Raw genomic sequence first — 23,955 nt, forward strand, 5'->3', positions numbered from 1 at the left:
TAGAGTGGAGCAAGACACGCCCGCTCCAGTACAGGAGCGGGCTCGCACCGCGACAAGACTCGCAGCCCTGACCGAGACTCCCGGCATGAACGACGTACTCTGGCGCCCCACCACCACCCAGATCGAAGCCAGCCGGATGGACGCCTTCCGGCGTCGCGTCAAGCGGCGCTTCAACCTTCAGCTCGACGACTACGCCGCCCTGCACCGCTGGAGCATCGAGCAGCGCCCACAGTTCTGGCAGACCCTCGCCAAGTACTTCCATGTGCAGTGGCACACGCCGCCTTCGAGCATCCTCGAGGAAGGCGAACACATGGCCGACGCGCGCTGGTTCCGCGGCGCCACCCTGAACTTCGCCGAACATCTGCTGCAGCGCCGCGACGACCGCCCGGCCGTGGTGGCCGTGCGCGAGGACGGCGGCCGCCACAGCCTCACCCACAATCAACTGGCCGCGCAGGTCGCCGGCTTGCAGCAGGCTTTTCGTCAGGCCGGAATCAAGCCGGGTGATCGGATCGCCGCAGTCATGCCCAACACCTGGGAGACCCTGGTGGCCATGCTCGCCGCCACCAGCCTCGGCGCGGTCTGGTCAAGCTGTTCGCCGGAGTTCGGCAGCCACGGCATTATCGACCGCTTCGGCCAGATCGCCCCTCGGCTGCTGGTGGTTTGCGCCGGTTATCAATATGCCGGCAAGGTCATCGATCAGGTCGAGAAGATCAACCAGGTCGTGGCCCAGCTACCCAGCGTCGAGCAGCTGCTGGTGGTGCCGCATACCCGGCCGCAGACCCGCGCCGATGAGTTCACCGGCACGCTGACGAGCCTGTGGGCCGACTACTTCACGCCCGGCGGGACGCCGACCTTCGCCGCGCTGCCCTTCGATCATCCGCTGTACATCCTGTATTCCAGCGGCACCACCGGCGTGCCCAAGTGCATCGTCCACCGCGCCGGCGGCGTGCTGCTGCAGCACCTCAAGGAGCACGGCCTGCACAACGACCTCAAGGCCGACGATGTGCTGTTCTACTACACCACCTGTGGCTGGATGATGTGGAACTGGCTGGCCAGCGGGTTGGCGGTCGGCGCCACCCTGGTGCTGTATGACGGCTCGCCGTTTCACCCCGGGCCCGAGCGTTTGCTCGATCTGATCGACGCCGAAGGCATCCGCGCCTTCGGCACCAGCCCCAAGTACCTCGCCGCCCTGGAGCAGGCCGCTGTGGAGCCTGCGAAGTCCCATGGCCTGGGCAGCCTGCGCCTGATCCTTTGCACCGGCTCGCCGTTGTCACCCCACAGCTACGACTATGTCTACGCCAAGGTAAAGGCCGACGTGTGCCTGGCCTCGATGTCCGGTGGCACCGATATCGTCGCTTGCTTCGTGGCCGGCAACCCGCTGCTGCCGGTGCGCCGTGGCGAGATCGCCGGCAAGGGCCTGGGCATGGCGGTGGAGGTCTGGGATGAACAGCGCCAGCCGATCAGCGGCGCGAAAGGCGAGCTGGTCTGCGTGCACCCCTTCCCCTCGATGCCGCTCGGCTTCTGGGGCGACGCTGACGGCCAGCGCTACCATGACGCCTACTTCAGCCAGTTCGAAGGGGTCTGGTGCCAGGGCGACTACGCCGAGCAGGTGCCTGGCGGCGGGCTGATCATCCATGGCCGCTCCGACGCCGTGCTCAATCCTGGCGGCGTGCGTATCGGCACCGCCGAGATCTACCGCCAGGTGGAAAAGGTCGAGGAGGTGCTCGAGAGCGTGGCCATCGGCCAGGACTGGCATGACGATGTGCGCGTGGTGCTGTTCGTGCGCCTGCGCGACGGTTTGCAGCTCGACGAGGCGCTCAGCCTGCGCATTCGCCAGGTGATTCGCCAGTTCACCACGCCGCGCCATGTGCCGGCGGTGATCGTCCAGGTCAGCGACATCCCGCGCACCCTCAGCGGCAAGCTGGTGGAACTGGCGATCCGCGACGTGGTGCATGGCCGGCCGGTGAAGAACACCGACGCCCTGGCCAACCCCGAGGCATTGCAGCAGTTCCGCGACCGCCCGGAGTTACGCTGAGGGCGACATCAGGCATAATGTCGCCCTTTTGCCCCGAAGCACAGGTAACCCCATGAAAGCCCAAGCCCGCCACATCCTGGTCAAGACCGCTGACGAAGCCGAAAAGCTCAAGCAGCGCATCGCCAACGGCGAGGCCTTCGACGTGCTGGCGAAGAAGTTCTCCACCTGCCCGTCCGGCAAGCGCGGCGGCGACCTGGGTGAAATACGTCCGGGCCAGATGGTCGGCGCCATCGACCAGGTGATCTTCAAGAAGCCCCTGCGGGTGGTGCACGGTCCGATCAAGAGCAAGTTCGGCTATCACCTGGTGCAGACTTTCTATCGCGACTGAGCCTCGCTCTCGCGCCGTCTCTGCAACAACGAAGGCGATTGCTCGCCACTGGCGACCACGCGCTCCAAACCCTCCTGCACGGCAAGGCTGGCACTCTCCATGTCGGCCACCGCCTTGAGCATCGTTGCCGTATCACCGCTGGCATGGGCATCGATGGCGTCGAATGCGCAGCGGTGCACGGCGGCATGGGGCGCGTCGATATCCTTGTACCCTGCAAGATGCGCATAGTGCAGGGCCCCATCCCCCTCGCGATACCACTTGCCCAGGCGACAGTGGGTATGGTCGGTAAAGTCCGAGCCGCGCTCCTGCGAGACCCCGAACAACACCTTGTAGACGCGGAACTTGTAGATCAGGTGGTCGAGCTTGGCCAGCTCGCAGAAGCTGCGCAGCGCCGATACCGATGCGGAACCTTCCGCCACCGTCGACATGTCGAGCAACTGGCGCATGGTACTGGCCGCGGACTGGCCGACACCGCTGTATGACGACGAATGCTCGGCCAGGCTGGCAATATGCCCACGGCTTTGCGCACTGTCGGCACGAATGGCCGAGACCAGCGTGCCAATTTCGGCAGTGGCGTCCGCCGTGCGCCTGGCCAGGGTCCTGACCTCATCGGCCACCACCGCAAAGCCGCGCCCGGCATCTCCCGCCCGCGCCGCTTCGATGGCCGCGTTCAACGCGAGCAGGTTGGTCTGGTCCGCCACCTCGCGGATGATCTCCAGCACACCGCCGACCTGCTGGGCTTGGTGATCGAGCCTGCCGACCTTCTCCGACGCCTCGCCGGAGGCATCGGCCAGCTGTTCGAGGTTGGTCGCGATCGCGTCGATGCTGGCCTGGTTGCTGCTGGCGATGCCCTGGATACGGATCGCGTACTGCCTTTCCTGCTCCATGCTGTGGGCGAGGCTGGCGAACGAGGTCTGAGTCATTTCCAGGGAATGCGAGAACGCCGAGAGGTTGCCGGCCAGGTGGGCGAGCACCTGGTTCTCCCGCGCCAGTTCCCCGGCCCTCGATTCCGCCTCACGGGCGCGCTGCTCAGATGCCGCCAACTGTGAACGGGAATGCTCCAGGGCGACGTTCAGCTCCTTGATCTGCGGGTCTTGCCGACCTGCCTTGCTCCACCACTTCACACCACGCTCCCGGGATAGACCCACCGCTTGTCACCCGGCCGAAGACATCCGGGCATAAACACCGAACATTCTCAGCAAGTCGAGGCCCGCACAAGGCTCAGTTGCGCAGGGAAATGGCGGATCAGCCGATGGCCCGGCGCGTCATTTTTCCTGGCATGGTGTACACGCCCGCGTCGACTAACCGATTGTTTCCAGAGGAGAAATATGGCTGGCCCGTGGCCACCTGATAGTTTTGTCAGTTGTCCTGTGTAGCGCATTTCCCTACAAGTCGCACAAGGCCGCGCCAGCACAGGCTTGCCGGCCTTCCCGATCGGAAATGGAGATCTGTCGATGCGCCCCACGTACCTGCTTGCACCTGCCTCCTTGCTGATGTTCATCATGCCTTCGCACGCATTCTGCGCCTCACTGACGGTGGCCCCAGGCGATACACTGGGCGCTGTCGTGCAAACCCAGGATATCGATACGTTCTCCATGACCGGCGGCACGCTTCAATCGCTGAACCAAGGTCAGGGATACGATGAATTCACCATGTCCGACGGGCACATCATCGGTGCCTTCGAAGACGGCGACAGGGCAATTTTCAGTGGTGGTCGTATCGGCCGGGTCGACCTGAAGCTCGCCGACAACTACTTCGAAATGTCCCAGGACTCCACAGTGCAAACCAGCATCGATGGCAACCTGGTGAGTGGTTTCGGCAACGACACCATCATCCTGCGCGGTGGCACTATCGGCGGCAACATCAGCACCAGTGGCGGCGTGGACAACATCAGCATCAGCGGCGGCAACCTGGTAGGCAGCGTCCTGGCGAGCGCCGGAGACGACATCTTCACCTGGTCCGGCGGCACCATCGGCGGGCGAGTCGACATGGGCATCGGCAATGACCAAGCGACCATCGACAGCCTGGGCCCAGCGACCCTCACCGCCACTCTCGATGGCGGCGAGGGTAGCGACGCGCTGCGCTTCGTCGGCAGCCGGATCATCAATGGCGAGCGCTATGTCAACTGGGAAACCATCGAACTCACCCGCGACAGCCACCTCGCGCTGGACGACACCCTGACGCTCGGCGACGCCGCCAGCGGCAGCGGTTTGCTGGATGTCGATGCGACGAGCACGCTGACTTCCCGGCAGGGCATCGTCTCGGCATTTACCGCCGGGCAGAATGCCTCGCTGCGCAACGCTGGCACCCTTGACCTCGGCACTGGCAACGACGCCCAGGGCCGCCTGACGATCACCGGCAATTACCAGGGCGACAACGGCCTGTTGCGACTCAACAGCGTGCTCGCCGGCGACGACGCACCCTCCGACCGTCTGGTGGTCAGCCAAGGCACCCTCACCGGCAGCACACGACTGGAAGTCAACAACCTCGGTGGCGCCGGTGCCGCCACCACGCAAGACGGCATCCAGGTGGTCGAGGCCCGCCAGGGCGCCACGAGCAGCAACGCTGCCTTCGTGCAAACGCAGACATTGTCGGCCGGTGCCTATGACTATCGCCTGTTCAAGGGTGGCGTGACCGCCGGCTCGGAAAACAGCTGGTACCTGCGCTCCTCACTGGTCGCGCCACCTGCACCAACTCCGGGCGAGCCATCCATTACGCCGCCAGTGGCGGCGCCGGCCCCCGGGCAACCCGAACTTCCCACCCCGGTGGCCGGCGAAACCCTCCCCCTGTACCGCCCGGAAGTGCCCGTATATGCCGCAGCGCCAAGGGGCGCCGCGATCATCGCACGGCAGGCACTGGGCACCTTCCACCAACGCCAGGGCGATCAGCGTCTGCTTTCCGGCCAGGGCCCCCTGCCGGCCAGTTGGGGCCAGGCCTACGGCGGTGCGTTGCGCCAGCAGTGGAGCGGTACCGTCAGCCCAAGCCTGGATGGCGACCTGTATGGCTTCAAGGTGGGCCAGGACCTCTACGCCAAGGTCGCTGAGAACGGCTATCGCCAGCAGGTAGGCGTGTATGTCAGCCACAGTCGCCTCGATGCAGACGTCAAGGGCTTCGCCCTGGCCAAGCAGGATCGCAGCGTCGGTGACCTGGAGCTCGACGGCGACAGCGTCGGCGTCTACTGGACGCTTGTCGGCCCCCAGCGCTGGTACCTGGACACCGTGTTGCAATACACCGACCTCGATGGCCGGGCCCGTTCGGACCGAGGCGACAAACTTGACCTCGACGGCCATGCCTGGACCGCCTCAGTGGAATCCGGCTACCCCATCGCCCTGTCCGAGCGCTGGACACTGGAGCCGCAAGCGCAACTGATTGCACAGAAAGTCGCGCTCGACAGCGCCGCCGACAGCGTCTCGCGTATCAGCCACGATGCCCAGGTGGAACTGACCGCACGCTTAGGTGTGCGCCTGGAGGGCGCCTTCAGCGGTGGCGGCACTCGACTTCTGCAACCGTACGCACAAATCAACCTGTGGCATGGCGACGGAGGCCGCGACACCCTGACCTTCGATGATGTGGACAAGATCAAGACCGATTACCGCTACACCTCGGTGCAGCTCGAAGGCGGCCTGGTTGCACAGGTGAACCAGGCATTGAGCCTACATGGCGGCGTGCAGTACAGCAGCAACCTGGACAGCCGCCAGCAGGAGGGCAGCGGTGTCAACCTGGGCGTGCGCTGGCAGTACTAGTGTGGTGTTTCACAAATAACGACCATAACTCGCGGCGCTTTATTGGTCGTATTTGCAAAACACCACACTAGCGCCGCGCCGCCAGCAACCCGAGCCCGGCGCAACCGAGCAGCGAAGCGCTGACCCGGTTGAACATGCGCCGTGGCCCGGGGCGCTCGAACCAGCGCTGCAGGTAGGCGCCGAGCCCGGCATAGATGGCGATGGCCGCCCACTCCAGCAACAGGAACAGCACGCCCAAGCGCAGGAACTGTTCACTGACCGGAGTGGCGCTGCCCACTGTGACGAACTGCGGCAGGAACGCGGTGAAGATCAGGATTGCCTTCGGATTGCCCGCCGCCACCCAGAACTCCTGGCGCGCCAGTTTCCAGGTGCCGCGAGGCTGCTCGCCGGCCACCGCTGCCTCGCCGACCGGTGCGCGCCACAGCTGCCAGGCGATATAGAACAGGTAACCCGCGCCCAGCACCTTGATCGCCAGGAACAGGTACTCGCTGGTGTGCAGCACCACGGCCAGGCCCATCGCGGCCAGGGCGATCATGCCGCTGAAGGCGAGCAGGCGCCCGGCACCGGCAACGCAGGCGGTGCGCAGGCCATAACGGCTGGCATTGTGCAAGGACAGCAGGTTGTTGGGGCCCGGCGCCATGTTCAGGGCGAAACAGGCAGGGATGAACAGCAGCAGGCTCGACAGGTCCATTCTTGTTCTCCTTGGACAGGACGCCAGCCTCGCGCCCGCCTGGCCTTTGCGTCAAGCACAGCCAGCAGGCAAATGGCCGGAACAGTGGCTAGCGGTTAGACTGGCGTTTTGCGCACACCCAGGCCGCCTGCCATGCCCACCTCCAGCAGCGAAATCTGGCACGATCCGGCCCTGCCCTATGTCGAGAGCAGGCGCGCCTGCCATAGCCGCGCCTGCTACAAGGCACACAGCCATCCAACCTTTTCCATCGGTGCAGTGGATGCCGGGGCCAGCCACTTCACCGGGGCCGGTGAAGGCCGGGTACGACTGATACCCGGAACCCTGGTGCTGGTGCCGGCGCAGCAGGTACACGCCTGCAACCCCGTGCCGGGACAGGCCTGGAGCTATCAGATGCTGCACCTGGACGCCACCTGGCTAGGCAGCCTGCGCCTGGAGTCGGGGGTTGGCGCAGGTGAACCGGGGGCACCGGCCCGTATCGTCCGGTCGAAGGCGATGTACCGGCAGTTCTGCGCCTTGAACGCGCTGTTGTTCTCAGGGGCAAGGCTGATCGAGAAAGAGGCTGCCCTGGTGGCGTTCATCGGCGATCATGATTTTGCCGCACATCCGCAACTGCTGCCGGCACCGGCGCTACGCCCGTCGCTGTTGCGCGAGCTGATCACACAGGTCGAGGCACATGACCTTGCCGGAGTGAACCTGGCGCTGCTCGCCCGGCAGGCGGGCATGGGGCGCTACCAGTTGATCCGCGCCTTCGCCGCCGCAACCGGGATGACGCCCCATGCCTACCTGCTCAATGCACGGGTCAACCAGGCACGCCGGCTGTTGCGCCAGGGCCAGGCCCTGGCGGATATCGCCTATACGCTGGGGTTCGCGGATCAGGCGCACTTCCAGCGGGTGTTCAAGGCCCATGCCGGGGTGACACCGGGCCTGTATCGCTCGGCATTGCCGCGCCGAGGCGATGCGGCGCACACCTGCGAATGCCTCAGGCCTTGATGACGATGGTGTGCGCCAGCATGTCACCGAGACGCTTGCGTGAACCGAAGAAGATGAAGATCCAGTCGAGAATGCTGAGGAACGGCGTAGTGATATTGCGCACGAAAGACTGGGCGATGGTGCAATTCAGGTAGCTGCGCTCATCGACCACGCAGATCCCCAGCAGTTTCTTGCCCACGCTCTGCCCATTGGGCAAGGCATCGGAAAGCAGATAGTAGGCCAGCGGCGCGCCAACGCTGATTAAGACGCTGATTTGCTCGGACAACTGGAGGAACTCGACGATCCTGAAGGTCACGAAGAAGATGGCATAGGTGACCAGCACATCGATCATCTGCCCGCCCCAGCGGCGTCCCAAGCCTGCGAGGTTGCTGGGTTTCTGATAGGTGGCCGGAGTTTCGGTAGTGGTCATGAATCCATTCCAGTGAAGTTGATGAGCCACTTTATCGGCGAGCCCCGGCAGATATTTAGCCCGCGTCCTGCCCTGCAATTTTCTTCAATACCACGACGACAGCCGGCGCCAGACTGCGCTTCTCCCAGTTCGGAAAGCGTCCCATGCAGCCGTTTCTCATCGTCGCCATTGCCCATTTCCTCGCCCTGCTCTCGCCCGGCCCGGACTTCTTCCTGGTCGCCCGCACTTCGGCCAATGCCGGTTGGCGAGTGGCCAGCGGCGCTTGCCTCGGCATCGCCCTGGCCAACGGCGCCTTCATCGTCGCGGCCTTCGCCGGGGTTTCGTTCCTGCGCGAGGGCAGCGCGTTGTTCATCGCCCTGCAGCTGGCCGGCTGCGCCTACCTGCTGTACATCGGGCAACTGTTCCTGCGCCATGCCGGGCGCAGCGCCCTGGTGCCGGCTGCCGATGGCGCGGCAACAGCGGCCGGCAACTGGCTGGGCAGCCTCGGCATGGGTTTCGCCTCGGGCATTCTCAACCCCAAGAACGCGTTGTTCTACGCAAGCCTCGCGAGCATGGTCGCCAGCAGCACGGTCCTGGTGAAGATGGCCTACGGCAGCTGGATGTTCAGCATCGTCCTGCTGTGGGACCTGCTGGTAGCGCTGGCTATCGGTAACCGCCAGGTACTGCGCCGCTTCGCCCATGCCCTGCCCTGGCTGGAGCGGGCGTCCGGGATGATGCTGATCCTGCTCGCCGCTGGCGTGCTCACTCGCCTGGCGTTGGGTTGACCAGCGTCAGGCTGGCGAGGTCCAGCAGGCTGAAGTGACCGCGGCTCCAGCCGCCGGTATCCAGGTGCCAGACGTTGCCCAGCACCTTGATCTCCAGCACCGGTGTATGCCCGACCAGCAAGGCGCGCAGGCCCTTTACCGGGCGGCTGTCGCCCTCCTTGAGGCGCCGGCGCGACCACTGGCACACCTCGCGCACCTGCACGTCATCTCCGGCCTGAAGGCTCGCGCACAGCTGCGCCCAGTCGTCGAACGGGCTGTCGGCATGCAGCAGGCCGATCGGCCCGCCCGCCGTGTCGACCTGCAAGGCGATCGGCAGGCGTTCGAACACCTCGACGAAACGCACCTGCTCGGCCTTTGGCAAATCGAGGAACCATCCGCCACCGGCCGCCCGGTACATGTCCAGGTCGATCCGGCCGCCGCGCAGGTGGTTGACCGCCAACGACTCGTGGTTGCCCTGCACCGCATGGAACCAGGGCTCGGCCAGCCATTGCAGCGCCTGGGCGCTGCCCGGCCCGCGGTCGACCAGGTCGCCGACGCTGAACAGCCGATCGACCAGGGGATCGAAACTGACGGCCTCCAGGCATTCACGCAGGCGCTCGAAATGCCCATGGATATCGCCCACGGCGAGGTCACGCCCGCGGCTGTTGGCGGCGATTCGCCTGAACGCGGTCATTGCATCATTCCTCTGCTTCTTTCCAGCACCGGCGTAAAATAAGCGGGTAAACCGCCCGAACCCGGAGGTGCATCATGCGAACCACCCTGGCCAGCGCCGTGCTGATGGTGCTGGCACTAGACAGCATGGCACAGGGCACCCCGACCGCGCAGGTCGAGGTGCGTTTCGACCATCCCGAGAAATACCGCGATGCCCGCCTCGACAACCGGGCCTACACCCGCGGCGCCGACCCGCAGGTGATGAAGGCCCTCACCCAGCACCTGCAGAAGCTCGGCCAGCGCTACTTGCGGCCCGGCCAGCAACTGGTCATCGACATCCGCGACATCGACCTGGCCGGCCAGTTCGAGCCCTGGCACAGCCAGGCCTACGATGTGCGTTTCATGCGCGAAGTCACCTGGCCCAGCATCGACCTCGACTACACTCTGCAGCAGCCTGGCCAGCCCGCGCTCAAGGCCCAGGAGCACCTGAGCGACAAGATGTACCTCAGCCGCCCCGGCCGCCTGGGCAACAACGACCGGCTATACGCGGAGAAGGCCATGCTCGGCGACTGGTTCCGCCAGCGCTTCGCCCAGCCGCCGTCTTGAGCGTCACCCCGCCAGGCGGCGCAGGGCGATGGGCGCGATCAGCCGATGGAACGGCGCCACCGGCAGCATGTACAGGCGGCCCAGCCGGTTGTGCGTGCGCACCACGGTGCTCACCAGCACCTCGCAACGGCCCTCGGCCGTCGGGCGTCGCAGCAGGGCGATGTGCACGTCCAGGTGCTGGTCGCGGTCGACCAGCAGCACCTCATCCTCGGTGTTGGCCACCAGGGTGAAAATCCCCACCCGTTCTCCGGGCTGGTAGCTGCCCGGGGTGCGGGCCGGGTCGATGGCGGTCAGGCGGCCCAGGTCCTTGAGGCCGAGCAGCGCGACCAGGCGGTTGCGCAGCACCATCAGTGAGTCGATCCAGCCAGGCATGCTTGTCATCAGGCGCAGGAAGTGCGCCATGGCAGGCCGCCCGTCGTCCGCAAGTTCAATTGCCCGACAATGGCGAAAACCCGCCTGTGCGGCATGCGCGGCGATCAGCGAGTCGACGGGTATGGTGGCGGCGTGGGTCATTGTGTGTTCGTCCATGAAATCGACACATCGGTACTGGGAGGGAACGGCCTTCGATTGTATCCTCGACAGCCGACGACATGCCAAGGACGGATGCTCCATGAAGATCTGCGCAGTACAACTGGCCTTGATCAAAGGCGATCTGGCCGCCAACATCGCGCACCATCTGCACGCCATCGAACAGGCCGCGGCCCTGGACGCCGAACTGCTGGTGTTCCCCGAACTGTCCTTGACCGGCTACGAACCAACGCTGGCCCGGCAACTGGCCATGCCCGCCGACTCGCCGCAACTGGTACCGCTGCAAGCCGCGTGCGACCGCTTCGGCGTGACGGCGGCGGTCGGGCTGCCGCTGCCGACCATGGCCGGCGTGCGCATCGGCATGCTGGTCGTGCGCCCGAAGCTGGCGCCGCTGGTGTATGCCAAGCAGCGTCTGCATGACGACGAACTCGACTACTTCGTGCCCGGCAACACCTCGCTGGTGTTCGCCGCCGGCAGCCACCAGGTGGCGCCGGCCATCTGCTATGAATCGATGTTCCTCGAGCACGCCGCGCACGCCCAGGCGCAGGGTGCCGACCTTTACCTGGTCAGCGTGGTCAAGACCGAGGAAGGCATCCGCGCGGGGGCTGCGCATTACCCGCAGGTTGCCCGGCGGCTGCGCATGCCGGTGATCATGAGCAACTGCGTCGGCCCCGCCGACAAGTATGTGGGGGCCGGGCAGTCCGCGGCGTGGGATGCCGAAGGCAACTTGCTTGCCTGCCTCGGCGATGCAGCGCCAGGCCTGCTGCTGCTCGACACCGCGACTGGCACTGCCCAGGCATGGCCGCTGGAGCCGCGCCCATGAAGTATGCGCTGGTGATCCTGGCCAGCTATGCCAGTGTCTGGTACCTGGTGGGCACCCTGATTCGCGGGCGCCTGGCCGATATCGCCGAAGGCCTGCGCCACCGCCCGGACGCCCCGCCTGCGGGGCAGTACCTGCGCGAAGTCGAAGCCCACTCCCGCCGCGCCCATCGCCACTACAGCCTGTTTGCCGGCACAGTGCTGGCGCTGGTGTTGACGCTATTGTGTGCCTGGCTCAACTGACCTAAAAGTCCAGCGCCAGGCTCTGGCGTCCTTCCAGCGCCAGCAGGTACTGCTTGGCCGGCAAGCCACCGGCGAAACCGGTGAGGCTGCCCGAGGCCCCGATCACCCGATGGCAGGGCGCGATGATCGAGATCGGGTTGCGGCCATTGGCTGCGCCCACCGCCCGAACCGCATCGGGCTTGCCGATCTGCCGGGCGATCTGGCCGTAGCTGCGGGTCTCGCCGAAGGGAATGCTCAACAGCGCCGCCCACACTTCGCGCTGGAACGCGGTTCCGGCAAAGTCCAGATCCAGCTCGAAACGCTGGCGTTGCCCGGCGAAGTACTCGCCGAGCTGGCGGGCGGTCTCGCGCAGCACGCCGTGCTGGTCGTCGCGGTGCAGCTCGCCCAAGCGTACCCGGTTCTCCCGCTCTTGCTCCCACAACACGGCGGCCAGCCGCTCGCCCCGCGCCACCAGGGTCAGTACGCCGACAGGCGATTGCATGAGGGTGAAGGCACAGGACATCGCAGGCTCCGGCAGAATGACGATCGCTGCACTGTACCCATCGCGGCGCGACCACGCATCCGCTTTCTTGCCCAACCATCGCCACTGGCCAGCCCGCGGCGGCGCCCCGTACACTGAAGCGCCACTCGTTTTCAAAGGACGGAAACACAGTGAACGACGCCTCACCCGACATCGTCATCGAACGCTTTGCCGAGCAGCACCTGCACGGCATCACCGCGCTCTACAACGAACCTGCGGTGTGCCGCCAGGTGCTGCAGATGCCCTACCAGGGCGTCGAAGTGTGGCGCGAGCGCCTGGCCGCCTACCATGACCGACAAATCCGCCTGGTGGCGGTGCACCAAGGCCAGGTGATCGGCAATATCGGCCTCGACCAGAGCACGCGCATCCGCCAGGCGCACCTGGGCGAACTGCTCATGGGCGTTGCCCAGGCCTGGCAAGGCAAGGGCGTCGGCTCACGGCTGATGACGGCCATCCTCGACATTGCCGACAACTGGATGAACCTGCGCCGGGTCCAGCTCACCGTCTACGCCGACAACGAACCGGCACTGGCGCTGTACCGCAAGTTCGGTTTCGAGGTCGAAGGCCGGTTGCGTGACTACGGCGTGCGCGATGGGGTGTTTGTCGATGCGCTGTGCATGGCGCGGCTGCGTCAGTCGTAGAACACCATGCCCGCATAAGGCTTCGCCCGGCAGGCCGCCAGCCGCGATTGCAGATCGCCGACATGGGCTTCGAGCTGGTGGCCATCCGGGTCGAGGAAGTACAGCGAGTCTCCTTCGCTGCTGTCCTGCTTCCACAGACGCACGCCGTGCTCGCGCAAGCGCTGGGCGAAGGCCGCGAAGTCGCTCTGGCGAATGGAAAACGCGTAGTGCGTGTAGGTGCGCTGCAGGTCGCCCGCCTCTACCTGATCGGCCGACAGGCACAGCCACAGCTCGCCCAGGCTCAGGTAGGCACCCCGCTCCCACCGTGCACTGAGCCTGAAGCCCAGGACCTGCTGGTAGAACACGATGCTGTCGGCGAGGTTGGAAACGGCCAGGGTGAGATGGTTGAATCCGTTCAACATGAGAATCGTCCGAGGTGAAGTAGGACAAGATTGTTTCGCGGGACGAGGCAAACAGCAGCGCCCCGCGAAGCGGCGATCATACCCTCGAACACATCTGCGCGGCATCGAGCAGGCGCCCCTTGTCATACCAGGCATCGCGTTGATAGGCGGAGTATTGTTGCCGCCCAGGGGAGCCCTGGACTTTCACCAGGCCGTCGGCCTTGTTCGGATCAAGGCTGGCGACAAACAGCTCCAGGGCGTCCTGGTTCTGCACGATAAAGGTCGTCGCGTTTGCGGGAAGCTCGGCCTTGACGCAGTTGAGGTAGTCCGGCGGGGCTTTCGCGGTCACGCCGAAGGTGTTGTCGCGCCCGGCCCGGATATCGGGATCATGCGCGCAACCGGCCAGCAGCAGGCTTGCGGCCAATGCCATCATCAAGCGATTCATACAGACTCCAACCACCCCAGCAGGATGCCCTGGACAGAGTCACACAGCTACCACCCTTTTTAATAGTCTGCTTACGATCTACAAGCCTAGCCCCAGGGTGACGGGCGCGGTATGCCGGTTCGCTATATCGCCTGGATGGGCCGGTCGATCCGGTAGAGCACGTGCGGTCGCAACGGATTGCCTTCAGGCACCGTCACGTCGCTGAAGTCCTCCTTCGGATCCGAACCCATCCCCAGCCTCTGCATCAATGCCCTGGAAGGTGTGTTGATGCTGGAGGTGTAACCGATGACCTGGGGCAAGCCAAGGGTCGACCAGGCGTAGGCCAGGCACGCACTGGCCGCCTCGAAGGCGTAGCCTTTGCGCCAGTGTTCACGCCCGAGGATCCAGCCGATTTCGACATGCGGGCCGCCCGGTATCTCGTCCCCGGTCGAGGACAAGCCAAGCCCGCCGATCAACGCGCCATCCGCCTTGCGCTCGACCGCGACAAAGCCGAAACCGTGCGCCTGCAAGTGCCGATCGCACTCGGCAAGCATCGTGCGGGTTTCAGCGGGCGTCAGTATTGCCGGGTAGTAGTAGCGCCTGACTTCAGGGTCGGCGTTGACGCGGGCAAAGGCTTCGATGTCCCGCTCGGCCCAAGGCCGCAGGACGAGACGTGGCGTGTCGATGAACATGAGTAAGACGCAGCTCCCTTCTGCCAGGCAGGACCGACATCGCCTTGCGATGCCTGCGAGGCATGGGAATCTAGCACATGCGCATGACCGCGGAACTCCGGCCCTCAATCGACCGGAGCCCGGACAGGTCAATCAATCGCGATCAAGCTTTGCCGAACACATAGAAGCTCAGGTTGGCCGAGCTCTTGCCCGCGGCGAACAAACCGCGCAGGTTGCTCATCGAAACGCTGCGAATGTTGAAGGTCTCCTGGGTGGAGTAGCTGTCATCGATGCTGACGTACTGCAGGTTCTTGTCGCTGCCACCGGAATAGTCCAGGCGAACCATGAAGGTGCCCGCGCCGGCGGTGGTCCTGAGGATGAAGGATTTGTACTGCTGGATCTGCGCTTCGACGAAGTTCACGCCGGCCCGCTCACCTTCCTTGCTCTTCACCTCGCAACGCCCGCTGCTCAGGAAGGTATAGCCTGGAGGTACCTGAATATCGGCGGCCAGTTCTTCTTTGAAAGCCTGTTGCTGTGTCATGACTCATGCTCCTTATGAGTAGGATTTGCGTACAGCAGTGATGAGTCTACAAGCGCCCGGCAAGTCGGCACTGCTGGCAGACAAGCGGAGCACGCAAATGAGTGCCACAGGCAAAATCAGGCATTCATCCGGCTATATGAACTGTTTCAGCTCTGCGCAGGGATCGGCAAAAGCGGATTTGGCCGGGTGTCGGCAAAGCCGCTGCCATGCAACCCAAGATCTCTCAGCGCCGCGTGTTGATCCGAACGGTCACCGCGCTGAAGAACATGAGCATGGAGGCGATATACAGCAAGACAAGATCGACCCCAGGGAACACGACAATTCCAACGCCCCAGGCAACCAGAAAGGCCCCACCGACAACGCAGCGTTGCCGGGCCGTGAATCGCTCAGTGGCAGCCTTTACACGCCCCATCAGCGCACGCCAGTAATTCGACAAAGTCTTGATGATGTTCTCCTTGAAATCGCAATCACCCCCTGGGCGATGTTCCTCAGCGCTTGCCTTTCGAAGCGGGCGACCAGGCCCCCATCAGGATGACGCTGGCAACGATTACGATATAGGTCAGGCTGGATGCACCAAAACACCTACCACCCAGACGGCAGCCAAGCCGCCCCCTATCTGGCGTCTGCACCGAGGCGTCAGCCATTCCAGCAACGCTGCATGCCTCTCACGCAAGCCCATACCACACTCCCTGTCTGGCAAACGGCAAAGTTTATCACCGCCAGCGAACCGAGCGACACCCATGCGCCCAGCCCCAGTTCCGGGGACGTATCCCCAGGCGTGGGGATCAGGCACTGGCCTGCAGGAACACGAAAACCGCCACCACATCCACGGCCAGCACGGCGGCCACCACGAAGCTCATGAAATAGAAGTCATCCTGGAACATGTCTGCACTCCCGCCTGGTGGGTTTGCTTGACTCAAGCAACTCCCGTTCCAGCCTGCCCGCTTCAGGATCATGGCCATTGGTCAGACATTGTGGGTCTATCGCGCAAACAGGCGCTTACTGATCACTCACTCCGGCTCTACGCAAGGATGCCAATCGAGGTGTGCCCCGATGAGACGCATCCAGAAGATCATTCAGCAGCGCCGTCGGCAGCTGCATGTGCACCTGCCGCCCAGCGAATTGGATACGTTGAGCCATGACGATGGACCCCGCACGGCGAAAGCCGCATGGCTGCCGCAGAGGCGCCAGACAACAAGTGATGCTAGGCTCCAGCGAACCTGGCCATCCAAGGTAGTGGACATGAGCTTCGACTGGCACGCTGGACCTATCACCCGCACGACCCAGCTCGACAAGAACTACCGCAATACGCAGAAGGTCCGGCAGTTCCTGCTCGGTGAATGCGGCGCGGCGTTCAAGTTCGATCGGACCTTCATGGCCTGGATCAAGAGCGGAGCACCCTGCACCATGGGTGATGTCGCGGATGAATGGATGCGTACGCGCAGGTGACCGTCAGGCAACGGTGTTACCCGGTGATCTGCATGGAATGGCTTTCAGACGAAAAAGCCCGCCAGATGGCGGGCCCTCTACCTGAGGCGCGAGATCAGTTTGGCTGAATGCCTTTGATCAACTGAAGACGCATTGGGTAGCCCTGGCCAGGCTGGACCACAGTCTCGGTTTCAACGGTCTGCACGACTTTTCCCTGGGCATCCTTGGTGACGGAAATGGTCTTGCTGTACGAGCTTTGGACAACGCAGCCGCTCAACGTGGCGCTGGCAGCGATAAGCGTCAGGAAAAGAACGTGTTTCATATCGAGCATCAATCCTTGGAAATTGGCGGGGCGCAATGTAGCAACATGCCATCATCAAAGGAAGCCGATGCCCTCAAAACTCGCGCGCAGCCCCGCTTCCAGATACCCGCCATCATCGCTCATCTTTTTCCCCAAGCCCATTTTGTGTTCCAGCCGGGCGAAGGTGGGCTGTGGATCAACGAACCAAGTGTTACAATCCGCCAATTGAAGTCAGCGCTCATGGCGCTGGACATCCGTGAACGCCGGCAGTACGACACCCGCCACACCTACGCAACCCTGTGCCTGATGACTGGGATGAACCGAAGCGTTCATCGCGAACCAGCTCGGCCATGGCGTCGAGATGTTGCCCTCTACCTACGCGAAATGGATCAGCTCCTCCTCGGACTGGAGGGAGCTGGAGAAGCTGCTGCCCTGCGTCGAATTGGCCCAAGATTGGCCCAAGACTGACGACAGGGCCTAAATACACCTCTGGAACCCCCGCAGGACAAGCACTTGATTTCTACCGCCAATATCACCATGCAGTTCGGCTCCAAGCCCCTGTTCGAAAACGTCTCGGTCAAATTCAACAACGGCAACCGCTACGGCCTGATCGGCGCCAACGGTTGCGGCAAGTCGACCTTCATGAAGATCCTCGGCGGTGACCTGGAGCCATCCGGCGGCCAGGTGATGCTCGAGCCGAACACCCGCCTGGGCAAGCTGCGCCAGGACCAGTTCGCCTACGAGGACTTCACCGTGATCGACACGGTGATCATGGGCCACGAGCAGCTGTACAAGGTCAAGGCCGAGCGTGACCGCATCTACTCGCTGCCGGAAATGACCGAGGAAGACGGCATGGCCGTCGCCGAGCTGGAAACCGAGTTCGCCGAGATGGACGGCTACACCGCCGACTCCCGCGCCGGCGAGCTGCTGCTGGGCCTGGGCATTCCCCTGGAACAGCACTTCGGCCCGATGAGCGAAGTGGCGCCAGGCTGGAAACTGCGCGTGCTGCTGGCCCAGGCGCTGTTCTCCGACCCGGACGTGCTGCTGCTCGACGAGCCGACCAACCACCTGGACATCAACACCATCCGCTGGCTGGAAACGATCCTCACGGCGCGTAACAGCACCATGATCATCATTTCCCACGACCGGCACTTCCTCAACAGCGTCTGCACCCACATGGCCGACCTGGACTACGGTGAGCTGCGCCTGTTCCCGGGCAACTACGACGAGTACATGACCGCGGCCACCCAGTCGCGCGAGCAACTGCTGTCGGACAACGCCAAGAAAAAGGCGCAGATCGCCGAGCTGCAGACCTTCGTCAGCCGTTTCTCGGCCAACGCCTCCAAGGCCAAACAGGCCACCTCGCGCGCCAAGCAGATCGACAAGATCCAGCTGGCCGAGGTCAAGCCATCGAGCCGTGTCAGCCCGTTCATCCGCTTCGAGCAGACGAAAAAGCTGCACCGCCAGGCAGTGATCGTCGAGAGAATGGCCAAGGCCTTCGACGACAAGGTGCTATTCAAGGACTTCAGCTTCACCATCGAAGCCGGCGAGCGCGTGGCGATCATCGGCCCCAACGGTATCGGCAAGACCACCCTGCTGCGTACCCTGGTCGGCGAGATGAAGCCGGACGCGGGCGCGGTGAAATGGACCGACAGCGCTGAAGTGGGCTACTACGCCCAGGATCACGCCCACGATTTCGAGGACGACGTGACCCTGTTCGACTGGATGGGCCAGTGGACCAGCGGCGAGCAGGTAATCCGCGGCACCCTGGGGCGCATGCTGTTCTCCAACGACGAGATCCTCAAGTCGGTGAAGGTGATCTCCGGTGGTGAACAGGGCCGCATGCTGTTCGGCAAGCTGATCCTGCAAAAGCCCAACGTACTGGTGATGGACGAACCGACCAACCACTTGGACATGGAATCGATCGAGGCGCTGAACCTGGCGCTGGAAAACTACCCGGGCACCCTGCTGTTCGTCAGCCACGACCGTGAGTTCGTGTCGTCGCTGGCCACCCGCATCATCGAGCTGACGCCCGAGGGCGTGGTGGACTTCAGCGGCACCTATGACGACTACCTGCGCAGCCAGGGTGTAGTGGTCTGATCCAGCGCTGAGTCATCTTCATCGCGGGGCAAGCCCGCTCCTGCAATGCCTTCGCAGCATTCGCAGGAGCGAGCTTGCCCCGCGATGCGTTTAATTAGTTAGCCTGCTTCCTTTTCCCTCGCGCCGCAGCCATGATGGGCACAGCCCCACCGCCCGCCCGCGAACGAGCCCATGACAGCCCCTCACGCTTCCAGTGTCACCCTGCAGATCCTCTCGATCGTCTTCTACACCTTCATCGCCTTCCTTTGCATCGGCCTGCCGATCGCGGTGTTGCCTGGCCATGTGCACGATCAGCTGGGCTTCGGCGCGGTGATCGCTGGCCTGACCATCGGCCTGCAGTACCTGGCCACCCTGCTCAGCCGGCCCTTCGCCGGGCGGGTGGCGGACACCCTCGGCGGCAAGCGCGCCATCCGCTATGGCCTGTACGGCATCGCCGGCTGCGGCGTGCTGACCCTGCTGTCGGCCTGGGCCCTCGCCCTGCCCTGGCTGAGCCTGGCGCTGCTGCTGGGCGGCCGGCTGCTGCTGGGCATCGCCCAGGGGCTGATCGGCGTCGCGACCTTGAGCTGGGGGATCGGCCAGGTAGGGACGGAACATACCGCCCGGGTCATTTCCTGGAACGGCATTGCCTCCTATGGCGCCATCGCGATAGGCGCGCCGGCCGGCGTGCTGCTGGTGGACGGCCTGAGCTTCGCCGTGCTCGGGCCGGCACTGTTGGTGCTGGCACTATTGGCCCTGCTGGTGCTGCGCACGCGCCCCGAAGTCGTGGTAGCCGGCGGCGAACGGTTGCCGTTCTGGTCGGCATTCGGGCGGGTGGCGCCCTGCGGCCTGGGGCTGACCCTGGCATCGATTGGCTACGGCACCCTGACCACCTTCGTCACCCTGTATTACCTGGAGCGCGGCTGGGTCGGCGCCGCCTGGTGCCTGAGCGCCTTCGGCCTGTGCTTCATCCTCTCGCGGCTGCTGTTCGTCAACGCGGTCAACCGCTTCGGCGGCTACAACGTGGCCATCGTCTGCATGGCCACCGAGGTCCTGGGCTTGACCTTGCTGTGGCTGGCGCCCTCGCCGCTGTGGGCGATGCTCGGCGCCGGGCTGACCGGCTTCGGCCTGTCGCTGGTTTACCCGGCCCTGGGCGTCGAGGCGATCCGCCAGGTACCCAGCAGCAGTCGTGGTGCCGGGCTGGGTGCCTACGCGGTGTTCTTCGACCTGGCGCTGGCCATCGCCGGCCCGGTGATGGGCGTGGTGGCGGTGCGCCTGGGGTATGCCTCGATCTTCGCCGTCGCCGCCCTGCTCGCCCTGTCAGGGGTGGGCCTGACCCTGCTGCTGGCCCGCCGCGGCTGAACGCTCGGCGGGCTCCGGTGCGCCCAGTGCCTGGCTGAAGAACGCCGTGGTCTCGCTGCGCAGCGAGCGATGGATATGTCGACGGTCGACACCCTCGGCGTCCTTGCACAGCACCGGCATGCGCAGGTGTTGCTCGTCGTCGCAGGGGGCCATGAACACGAAGTGCCCGGCACCGGCCAGCAGGCGGTAATCAGGCGTAACCGGCAGCTTGCGCGCCAGGGCATCGGCGTTGTGCTCCAGGGCCAGCAACTGGTCGTTGTCGCCGCTGTAGATCAGCGCCGGCACCTGCACGCCGGCCAGGGCGTGGCGGCCGAACATCAGGCTCAGCGGCGCCATCAGCATTACCGCGCCCACCCTGGCGTCGGCACGGGGCGCCAGCTCACTGTGGTCGGCGATCAGCACGCCATGGGTCTTGCAGGCATCGGCATCACCGGGGCGTTGCTCGCAGTAGCGGCGCAGGCGTTCGAGGTCGGGCCGCGCGCCAGAAAGGATCAGCGCGGTCTCGCCGCCGGCGGAATAGCCGATCACCCCGACCTTGCCATCATTCAGGTACGGCGCGAGCAGCTTGTCGTTTCGCGCTGCGGTGATCGCGGCGCTGATCTGCAGCGGTCGGCCATAGAGGTTGCTGAGAGTACCCAGGCGGCTATGGTCGCGGTTGTTGTCCCCGGGATGGACCACCGCCACCACCACGAAGCCCTGTCGGGCCAGGCCGTTGGCCAGGTCATGCAGGGCCATCGGGCTGCCGGTATTGCCATGGGAAATCACCAGCAGCGGGAACTGGCCCATGGCTACCGGCGCCTCTTCGGCGACACGGGTCTGGTAGCCCTCGATGCGCACCGGGCGCGCCTCGCCGCTGGAGGGGTAGAACGCCAAGGCCTGCATAGGCTTGGCGTCCACCGGATCGACCAGGGTCAGCCGATGCAATCCGGCCACCCACGGCGCTGCATCGGCGCGGGCCAACAGGCCGCCGAGCAGTAACAGCGCCAGCAGCAGGCGGGTTCGCTTCATCGCAGGGCGCTCCCTGGTTCAAGGCACTGCGCGGTACACGGGTATGGATGCCAGCATAGAACCCGGTGCGCTGGCGCCACATGAAAACTGGATGAAAAAAGCCGGCTGGCGCACGAGGCGACAACCGGCTTTGAGTCGATGGCAACGATCAGGCTGCGGCGAACAGCTCACCTGCGATCTGCGCCTGGGCGGCATCGATGGCCTTGGCGCGGTGCTCCGGGCCATAGGCCAGGCCGTGGGCGCGGACGATTTCCAGGTCGGTGATGCCGATGAAACCGAGGAACACCTTGAGGAAGTCCTCATGGCCGACACCGGTCGGCTGACCCTGATGCAGGCCACCGGCGGTGGACACCAGGATCACTTTCTTGTCACCGCACAGGCCTTGCGGGCCGGCTTCGGTGTAGCGGAAAGTCTGGCCGGCTACCGCCACGCGGTCGATCCAGGCCTTGAGCTGGGTCGGCACGGTGAAGTTGTACATCGGCGCACCGATCACCACCGCGTCGGCGGCGAGGAATTCTGCCAGGGTTTCGGCACTGAGGCTGGCTTCATGAGCCTGGGCGGCATCGCGCATTTCCTCGGGGGTACCGGCGGCCACCAGGGTGGCCGCGGAGAAGTGGCTGATGGCATCGCTGGCTAGGTCGCGGTAGACCACCTCGATGCTCGGGTCGGCGGCCTTCCAGGCCTCGACCACTTCGCGGCTCAGCTGGCGAGAGGCGGAATTGTCGCCCAGGATGCTCGAATCGATATGCAACAGTTTCATGGGACTCTCCTGTGAATGAAGACCGCGGCGGTGGGCGATCACAATGGAGAGAATCCTATCGACACATCGAATAGCTGATAAGTCGGCAAAAACGCGTTAGTTTGTTCCATTGATGGAACAATGAGACTGTCAAATGCAAGACCTCAACGACCTCTTCTACTTCGCCCGGGTGGTCGAAGCCGGCGGCTTCGCTGCCGCCGGGCGCCAGCTGGGCATACCCAAGTCGCGCCTGTCGCGGCGCATCGCCGAGCTGGAGGAGCGCCTGGGCACGCGCCTGCTGCAGCGCACCACCCGGCAACTCAAGCTGACCGCCGTGGGCGAGCGCTACCTGAGCCATTGCCAGGCCATGCTGCTGGAGGCGGAGATGGCCGACGAAGTGGTGGCCAGCATGTCCAGCGAGCCCCGCGGCCGGCTGCGGGTATCGTGCCCCGTCGCCCTGGCCCATGCATTCCTGCCGGATATCATCAGCCGCTTCCTCGCCCAGTACCCCTTGGTGCAACTGGACATGGTGCTGCTCAACCGCCGGGTCGACCTGATCTCCGAAGGCATCGACGTGGCCCTGCGCGTGCGCGATCTAGGCGATGAGGACCCGGCCCTGGTCACCCGACGCCTGCGCCAGGCGCAGATGCAACTGGTGGCCGCGCCCGGTTTTGCCGAGCATATCCGCGAACCCGCGCAACTGGCGACCCTGCCGGTGCTGGGCGCTGCCGAGGCCGACCGGCTCGTGCATTTTCGCCTGCATGGCCCCAACGGCCGGCAGGAGGAAATCGCCCTGGAACCGCGACTGGCCATCGACGACTTCGTCGTGCGCAATGCCGCGGTACGCGCCGGCCTGGGCTTCACCGCCCTGCCGTCGATGTTCTGCGAGGAGGAACTGGCCCGTGGCGAACTGGTGCGCCTGCTTCCAGACTGGTCGCTGCCTGGAGGCTACCTGCAGGCGGTCTACCCGCATCGGCGCGGCCTGCTGCCGGCGGTACGCGCCTGGATCGATCACCTGGCAACCTCGTTCGAGGCCTGTGGAGAGCGTTATGTCTGAGAAAAGGATGACCGAGGAGCAAGTTGCGGCGCTGTGCCTGGCCCTGCCGGGCGCACAGGAAGACTACAAGTGGGGTGGCATCCGCGTGTTCTCGGTGGCCGGCAACAAGATGTTCGCGGTACAGGACCTGGGCGGCGCGGGCCTGTCGTTCAAGGTGGCTGATGAGTTGTTCCTGGGCTATTGCGACCGCCCCGGAATCCGCCCGGCCCCCTACCTGGCACGGGCGAAGTGGATCAGCATGCTGCCGCCCTATCCCATGTGCCACGACGAGCTGAGCGACCTGCTGCGCCGCTCGCACCAACTGGTGGTGCGACGCTTGCCGAAGCGACAGCAGGTTGGGTTGCTGCTGGAGCCGGGCAAAGCCTAGGCTTCAACCCGGCAATGGCGGCCCCTTGAGCTCGACCCGGTTGCCGTCCGGGTCGAAGCAGTACAGCGACATGCCCTCACCCTCGGCCCCGTAACGCTTCTCGGCAGCCTCCACCCTGACGCCGGCCTCACCCAGCATTACGCTCAGCGCCTGCTCGTCGAACGGCTCGATGCGCAGGCAGACATGATCGACATTATGCCCACACTGGCCGGGTGCCTCGCCGCCCTGGCGCCCCAGCGGGCCGTCGACTGCCACCAGGTCGATCAGGCCGTCACCGGCGCCGAGGTGGATCATTCCCAGCGTGTCCCGACGTTTGCGCACCGGGCAGCCGAGCAGCTCGTGATAGAAAGCCAGGCTGCGGGTCAGGTCGCTGACGCGCAGGACGACATGGTCGATGCGAAGTATGGCGAAAGCTGGCATGGCGAAGCTCCACGATCAGGCTTTGTCTAGACCATAGCAGCCGCTCTGCGAAGATACCCTAGGCCGTTGGCGTCAATGACCGACGGTGGGTACACCGCAGCCGCTGTGGGGCAAACGGCCGTGGGCGTGTCAGCCATTACCCTGATGGCGGCAGCAATCATGTACCGCCCCAGGCGCCACCCCCTGCCCTTGAATGGCCGCTCCCACTCTTTG

Annotated in this window: 29 protein-coding genes and 2 pseudogenes; 16 read left to right on the plus strand and 15 right to left on the minus strand. The window is 64.8% G+C overall.

Features of this window, described 5'->3' with window-relative positions; translation table 11 throughout:
• Positions 1-85 precede the first annotated feature (85 nt).
• Positions 86-2,035 carry an acetoacetate--CoA ligase gene (locus tag ABZO33_RS21335; protein ID WP_414537665.1) on the plus strand — a complete coding sequence of 650 codons (1,950 nt, stop codon included), beginning with the start codon at positions 86-88 and terminating at the stop codon, positions 2,033-2,035.
• Between the two features lie 52 nt (positions 2,036-2,087).
• Complete coding sequence (locus ABZO33_RS21340) at positions 2,088-2,363, plus strand: peptidylprolyl isomerase (RefSeq protein WP_013972552.1); 276 nt, start codon at positions 2,088-2,090, stop codon at positions 2,361-2,363.
• Here ABZO33_RS21340 and ABZO33_RS21345 read toward each other — a convergent pair.
• A complete protein-coding gene (locus ABZO33_RS21345; RefSeq protein ID WP_414537751.1) occupies positions 2,351-2,809 on the minus strand; it encodes a CZB domain-containing protein in 459 nt (152 codons plus the stop codon). The genes ABZO33_RS21340 and ABZO33_RS21345 overlap by 13 nt on opposite strands.
• Positions 2,810-2,845: 36 nt before the next feature.
• Positions 2,846-3,085: pseudogene (locus ABZO33_RS21350) on the minus strand (methyl-accepting chemotaxis protein); the annotation flags it as partial.
• Between the two features lie 771 nt (positions 3,086-3,856).
• On the opposite strand from ABZO33_RS21350, the gene ABZO33_RS21355 reads away from it, so the two are divergent.
• Positions 3,857-6,106, plus strand: coding sequence for an autotransporter outer membrane beta-barrel domain-containing protein (locus tag ABZO33_RS21355; RefSeq protein ID WP_414537752.1), 2,250 nt, complete (start codon positions 3,857-3,859; stop codon positions 6,104-6,106).
• A gap of 67 nt (positions 6,107-6,173) precedes the next feature.
• On the opposite strand, the gene ABZO33_RS21360 is transcribed toward ABZO33_RS21355, so the two are convergent.
• On the minus strand, positions 6,174-6,797 hold the full coding sequence (locus ABZO33_RS21360) for a LysE family translocator (RefSeq protein WP_046855513.1): 624 nt from the start codon (positions 6,795-6,797) through the stop codon (positions 6,174-6,176).
• A gap of 132 nt (positions 6,798-6,929) precedes the next feature.
• On the opposite strand from ABZO33_RS21360, the gene ABZO33_RS21365 reads away from it, so the two are divergent.
• Positions 6,930-7,787: an AraC family transcriptional regulator gene (locus ABZO33_RS21365; RefSeq protein WP_414537666.1), complete on the plus strand. Its 858-nt coding sequence runs from the start codon at positions 6,930-6,932 to the stop codon at positions 7,785-7,787.
• Here the strand turns inward: ABZO33_RS21365 and ABZO33_RS21370 are convergent.
• Complete coding sequence (locus tag ABZO33_RS21370) at positions 7,777-8,196, minus strand: RDD family protein (protein ID WP_414537667.1); 420 nt, start codon at positions 8,194-8,196, stop codon at positions 7,777-7,779. The genes ABZO33_RS21365 and ABZO33_RS21370 overlap by 11 nt on opposite strands.
• Positions 8,197-8,339: 143 nt before the next feature.
• Here ABZO33_RS21370 and ABZO33_RS21375 point away from each other — a divergent pair, with 143 nt between their 5' ends.
• On the plus strand, positions 8,340-8,960 hold the full coding sequence (locus tag ABZO33_RS21375; RefSeq protein ID WP_414537668.1) for a LysE family translocator: 621 nt from the start codon (positions 8,340-8,342) through the stop codon (positions 8,958-8,960).
• Here the strand turns inward: ABZO33_RS21375 and ABZO33_RS21380 are convergent.
• A complete protein-coding gene (locus ABZO33_RS21380; protein ID WP_414537669.1) occupies positions 8,938-9,633 on the minus strand; it encodes a metallophosphoesterase in 696 nt (231 codons plus the stop codon). The genes ABZO33_RS21375 and ABZO33_RS21380 overlap by 23 nt on opposite strands.
• 74 nt (positions 9,634-9,707) lie before the next feature.
• On the opposite strand from ABZO33_RS21380, the gene ABZO33_RS21385 reads away from it, so the two are divergent.
• Positions 9,708-10,217 carry a DUF3016 domain-containing protein gene (locus tag ABZO33_RS21385; RefSeq protein ID WP_414537670.1) on the plus strand — a complete coding sequence of 170 codons (510 nt, stop codon included), beginning with the start codon at positions 9,708-9,710 and terminating at the stop codon, positions 10,215-10,217.
• Between the two features lie 3 nt (positions 10,218-10,220).
• On the opposite strand, the gene ABZO33_RS21390 is transcribed toward ABZO33_RS21385, so the two are convergent.
• Entirely contained in the window at positions 10,221-10,745 is a 525-nt protein-coding gene (locus tag ABZO33_RS21390; RefSeq protein ID WP_414537671.1) for a DUF2867 domain-containing protein, read from the minus strand.
• Between the two features lie 82 nt (positions 10,746-10,827).
• Here ABZO33_RS21390 and ABZO33_RS21395 point away from each other — a divergent pair, with 82 nt between their 5' ends.
• Together ABZO33_RS21395 and ABZO33_RS21400 are read left to right on the plus strand one after the other, a co-directional pair.
• Positions 10,828-11,568 carry a carbon-nitrogen hydrolase family protein gene (locus ABZO33_RS21395; protein ID WP_414537672.1) on the plus strand — a complete coding sequence of 247 codons (741 nt, stop codon included), beginning with the start codon at positions 10,828-10,830 and terminating at the stop codon, positions 11,566-11,568.
• The gene (locus ABZO33_RS21400) at positions 11,565-11,807 is read left to right on the plus strand and encodes a hypothetical protein (RefSeq protein WP_414537673.1); all 243 of its coding nucleotides are present in this window, start codon (positions 11,565-11,567) and stop codon (positions 11,805-11,807) included. Before ABZO33_RS21395 ends, ABZO33_RS21400 begins: the two co-directional genes overlap by 4 nt.
• A 1-nt stretch (position 11,808) precedes the next feature.
• Here ABZO33_RS21400 and ABZO33_RS21405 read toward each other — a convergent pair whose 3' ends face one another.
• Positions 11,809-12,309: a methylated-DNA--[protein]-cysteine S-methyltransferase gene (locus ABZO33_RS21405; RefSeq protein WP_414537674.1), complete on the minus strand. Its 501-nt coding sequence runs from the start codon at positions 12,307-12,309 to the stop codon at positions 11,809-11,811.
• A gap of 149 nt (positions 12,310-12,458) precedes the next feature.
• On the opposite strand from ABZO33_RS21405, the gene ABZO33_RS21410 reads away from it, so the two are divergent.
• Entirely contained in the window at positions 12,459-12,968 is a 510-nt protein-coding gene (locus ABZO33_RS21410) for a GNAT family N-acetyltransferase (RefSeq protein ID WP_038706187.1), read from the plus strand.
• Here ABZO33_RS21410 and fos read toward each other — a convergent pair.
• From fos to ABZO33_RS21430, 4 genes are all read right to left on the minus strand, one after another.
• Entirely contained in the window at positions 12,959-13,369 is a 411-nt protein-coding gene (gene fos, locus ABZO33_RS21415; RefSeq protein ID WP_414537675.1) for a fosfomycin resistance glutathione transferase, read from the minus strand. The genes ABZO33_RS21410 and fos overlap by 10 nt on opposite strands.
• A gap of 76 nt (positions 13,370-13,445) precedes the next feature.
• Positions 13,446-13,793, minus strand: a complete 348-nt coding sequence (locus tag ABZO33_RS21420; RefSeq protein WP_414537676.1) for a hypothetical protein — start codon at positions 13,791-13,793, stop codon at positions 13,446-13,448.
• 122 nt (positions 13,794-13,915) lie between these two features.
• Positions 13,916-14,464: a GNAT family N-acetyltransferase gene (locus ABZO33_RS21425; protein WP_414537677.1), complete on the minus strand. Its 549-nt coding sequence runs from the start codon at positions 14,462-14,464 to the stop codon at positions 13,916-13,918.
• Positions 14,465-14,606: 142 nt separating this feature from the next.
• Positions 14,607-14,984 carry a hypothetical protein gene (locus tag ABZO33_RS21430; RefSeq protein ID WP_414537678.1) on the minus strand — a complete coding sequence of 126 codons (378 nt, stop codon included), beginning with the start codon at positions 14,982-14,984 and terminating at the stop codon, positions 14,607-14,609.
• A 97-nt stretch (positions 14,985-15,081) separates the two neighbouring features.
• On the opposite strand from ABZO33_RS21430, the gene ABZO33_RS21435 reads away from it, so the two are divergent.
• Both ABZO33_RS21435 and ABZO33_RS21440 read left to right on the plus strand, forming a co-directional pair.
• Positions 15,082-15,519 carry a hypothetical protein gene (locus tag ABZO33_RS21435; protein ID WP_414537679.1) on the plus strand — a complete coding sequence of 146 codons (438 nt, stop codon included), beginning with the start codon at positions 15,082-15,084 and terminating at the stop codon, positions 15,517-15,519.
• 707 nt (positions 15,520-16,226) lie between these two features.
• Positions 16,227-16,433, plus strand: coding sequence for a DUF6434 domain-containing protein (locus ABZO33_RS21440; RefSeq protein ID WP_414537753.1), 207 nt, complete (start codon positions 16,227-16,229; stop codon positions 16,431-16,433).
• Positions 16,434-16,527: 94 nt separating this feature from the next.
• Here ABZO33_RS21440 and ABZO33_RS21445 read toward each other — a convergent pair whose 3' ends face one another.
• Positions 16,528-16,734: a hypothetical protein gene (locus ABZO33_RS21445; RefSeq protein ID WP_414537680.1), complete on the minus strand. Its 207-nt coding sequence runs from the start codon at positions 16,732-16,734 to the stop codon at positions 16,528-16,530.
• A gap of 102 nt (positions 16,735-16,836) precedes the next feature.
• Between ABZO33_RS21445 and ABZO33_RS21450 the strand changes: the two are divergent.
• The 3 genes and pseudogenes from ABZO33_RS21450 (at position 16,837) to ABZO33_RS21460 (ending at position 20,151) form a co-directional block, all read left to right on the plus strand.
• Positions 16,837-17,194, plus strand: a pseudogene (locus tag ABZO33_RS21450) (integrase).
• A 32-nt stretch (positions 17,195-17,226) separates the two neighbouring features.
• The gene (locus ABZO33_RS21455; protein WP_414537681.1) at positions 17,227-18,813 is read left to right on the plus strand and encodes an ABC-F family ATPase; all 1,587 of its coding nucleotides are present in this window, start codon (positions 17,227-17,229) and stop codon (positions 18,811-18,813) included.
• 171 nt (positions 18,814-18,984) lie between these two features.
• The gene (locus tag ABZO33_RS21460; protein ID WP_414537682.1) at positions 18,985-20,151 is read left to right on the plus strand and encodes an MFS transporter; all 1,167 of its coding nucleotides are present in this window, start codon (positions 18,985-18,987) and stop codon (positions 20,149-20,151) included.
• Here ABZO33_RS21460 and ABZO33_RS21465 read toward each other — a convergent pair.
• Positions 20,110-21,159 (minus strand): alpha/beta hydrolase family protein, encoded by a 1,050-nt coding sequence (locus tag ABZO33_RS21465; RefSeq protein WP_414537683.1) that lies wholly within the window; start codon positions 21,157-21,159, stop codon positions 20,110-20,112. The two genes, ABZO33_RS21460 and ABZO33_RS21465, sit on opposite strands and share 42 nt — an antisense overlap.
• A gap of 148 nt (positions 21,160-21,307) precedes the next feature.
• Entirely contained in the window at positions 21,308-21,919 is a 612-nt protein-coding gene (locus ABZO33_RS21470) for an FMN-dependent NADH-azoreductase (protein WP_046855491.1), read from the minus strand.
• A 133-nt stretch (positions 21,920-22,052) separates the two neighbouring features.
• Here ABZO33_RS21470 and ABZO33_RS21475 point away from each other — a divergent pair, with 133 nt between their 5' ends.
• Positions 22,053-22,955, plus strand: coding sequence for a LysR substrate-binding domain-containing protein (locus ABZO33_RS21475; RefSeq protein WP_414537684.1), 903 nt, complete (start codon positions 22,053-22,055; stop codon positions 22,953-22,955).
• Positions 22,948-23,322 (plus strand): MmcQ/YjbR family DNA-binding protein, encoded by a 375-nt coding sequence (locus tag ABZO33_RS21480; protein WP_414537685.1) that lies wholly within the window; start codon positions 22,948-22,950, stop codon positions 23,320-23,322. The genes ABZO33_RS21475 and ABZO33_RS21480 overlap by 8 nt, the downstream gene beginning before the upstream one ends.
• Positions 23,323-23,325: 3 nt before the next feature.
• On the opposite strand, the gene ABZO33_RS21485 is transcribed toward ABZO33_RS21480, so the two are convergent.
• Positions 23,326-23,742 carry a VOC family protein gene (locus ABZO33_RS21485; RefSeq protein ID WP_046855488.1) on the minus strand — a complete coding sequence of 139 codons (417 nt, stop codon included), beginning with the start codon at positions 23,740-23,742 and terminating at the stop codon, positions 23,326-23,328.
• Positions 23,743-23,955 lie beyond the last annotated feature (213 nt).

Source organism: Pseudomonas sp. CAM1A, assembly GCF_047501685.1.
Classification (GTDB): Bacteria; Pseudomonadota; Gammaproteobacteria; order Pseudomonadales; family Pseudomonadaceae; genus Aquipseudomonas.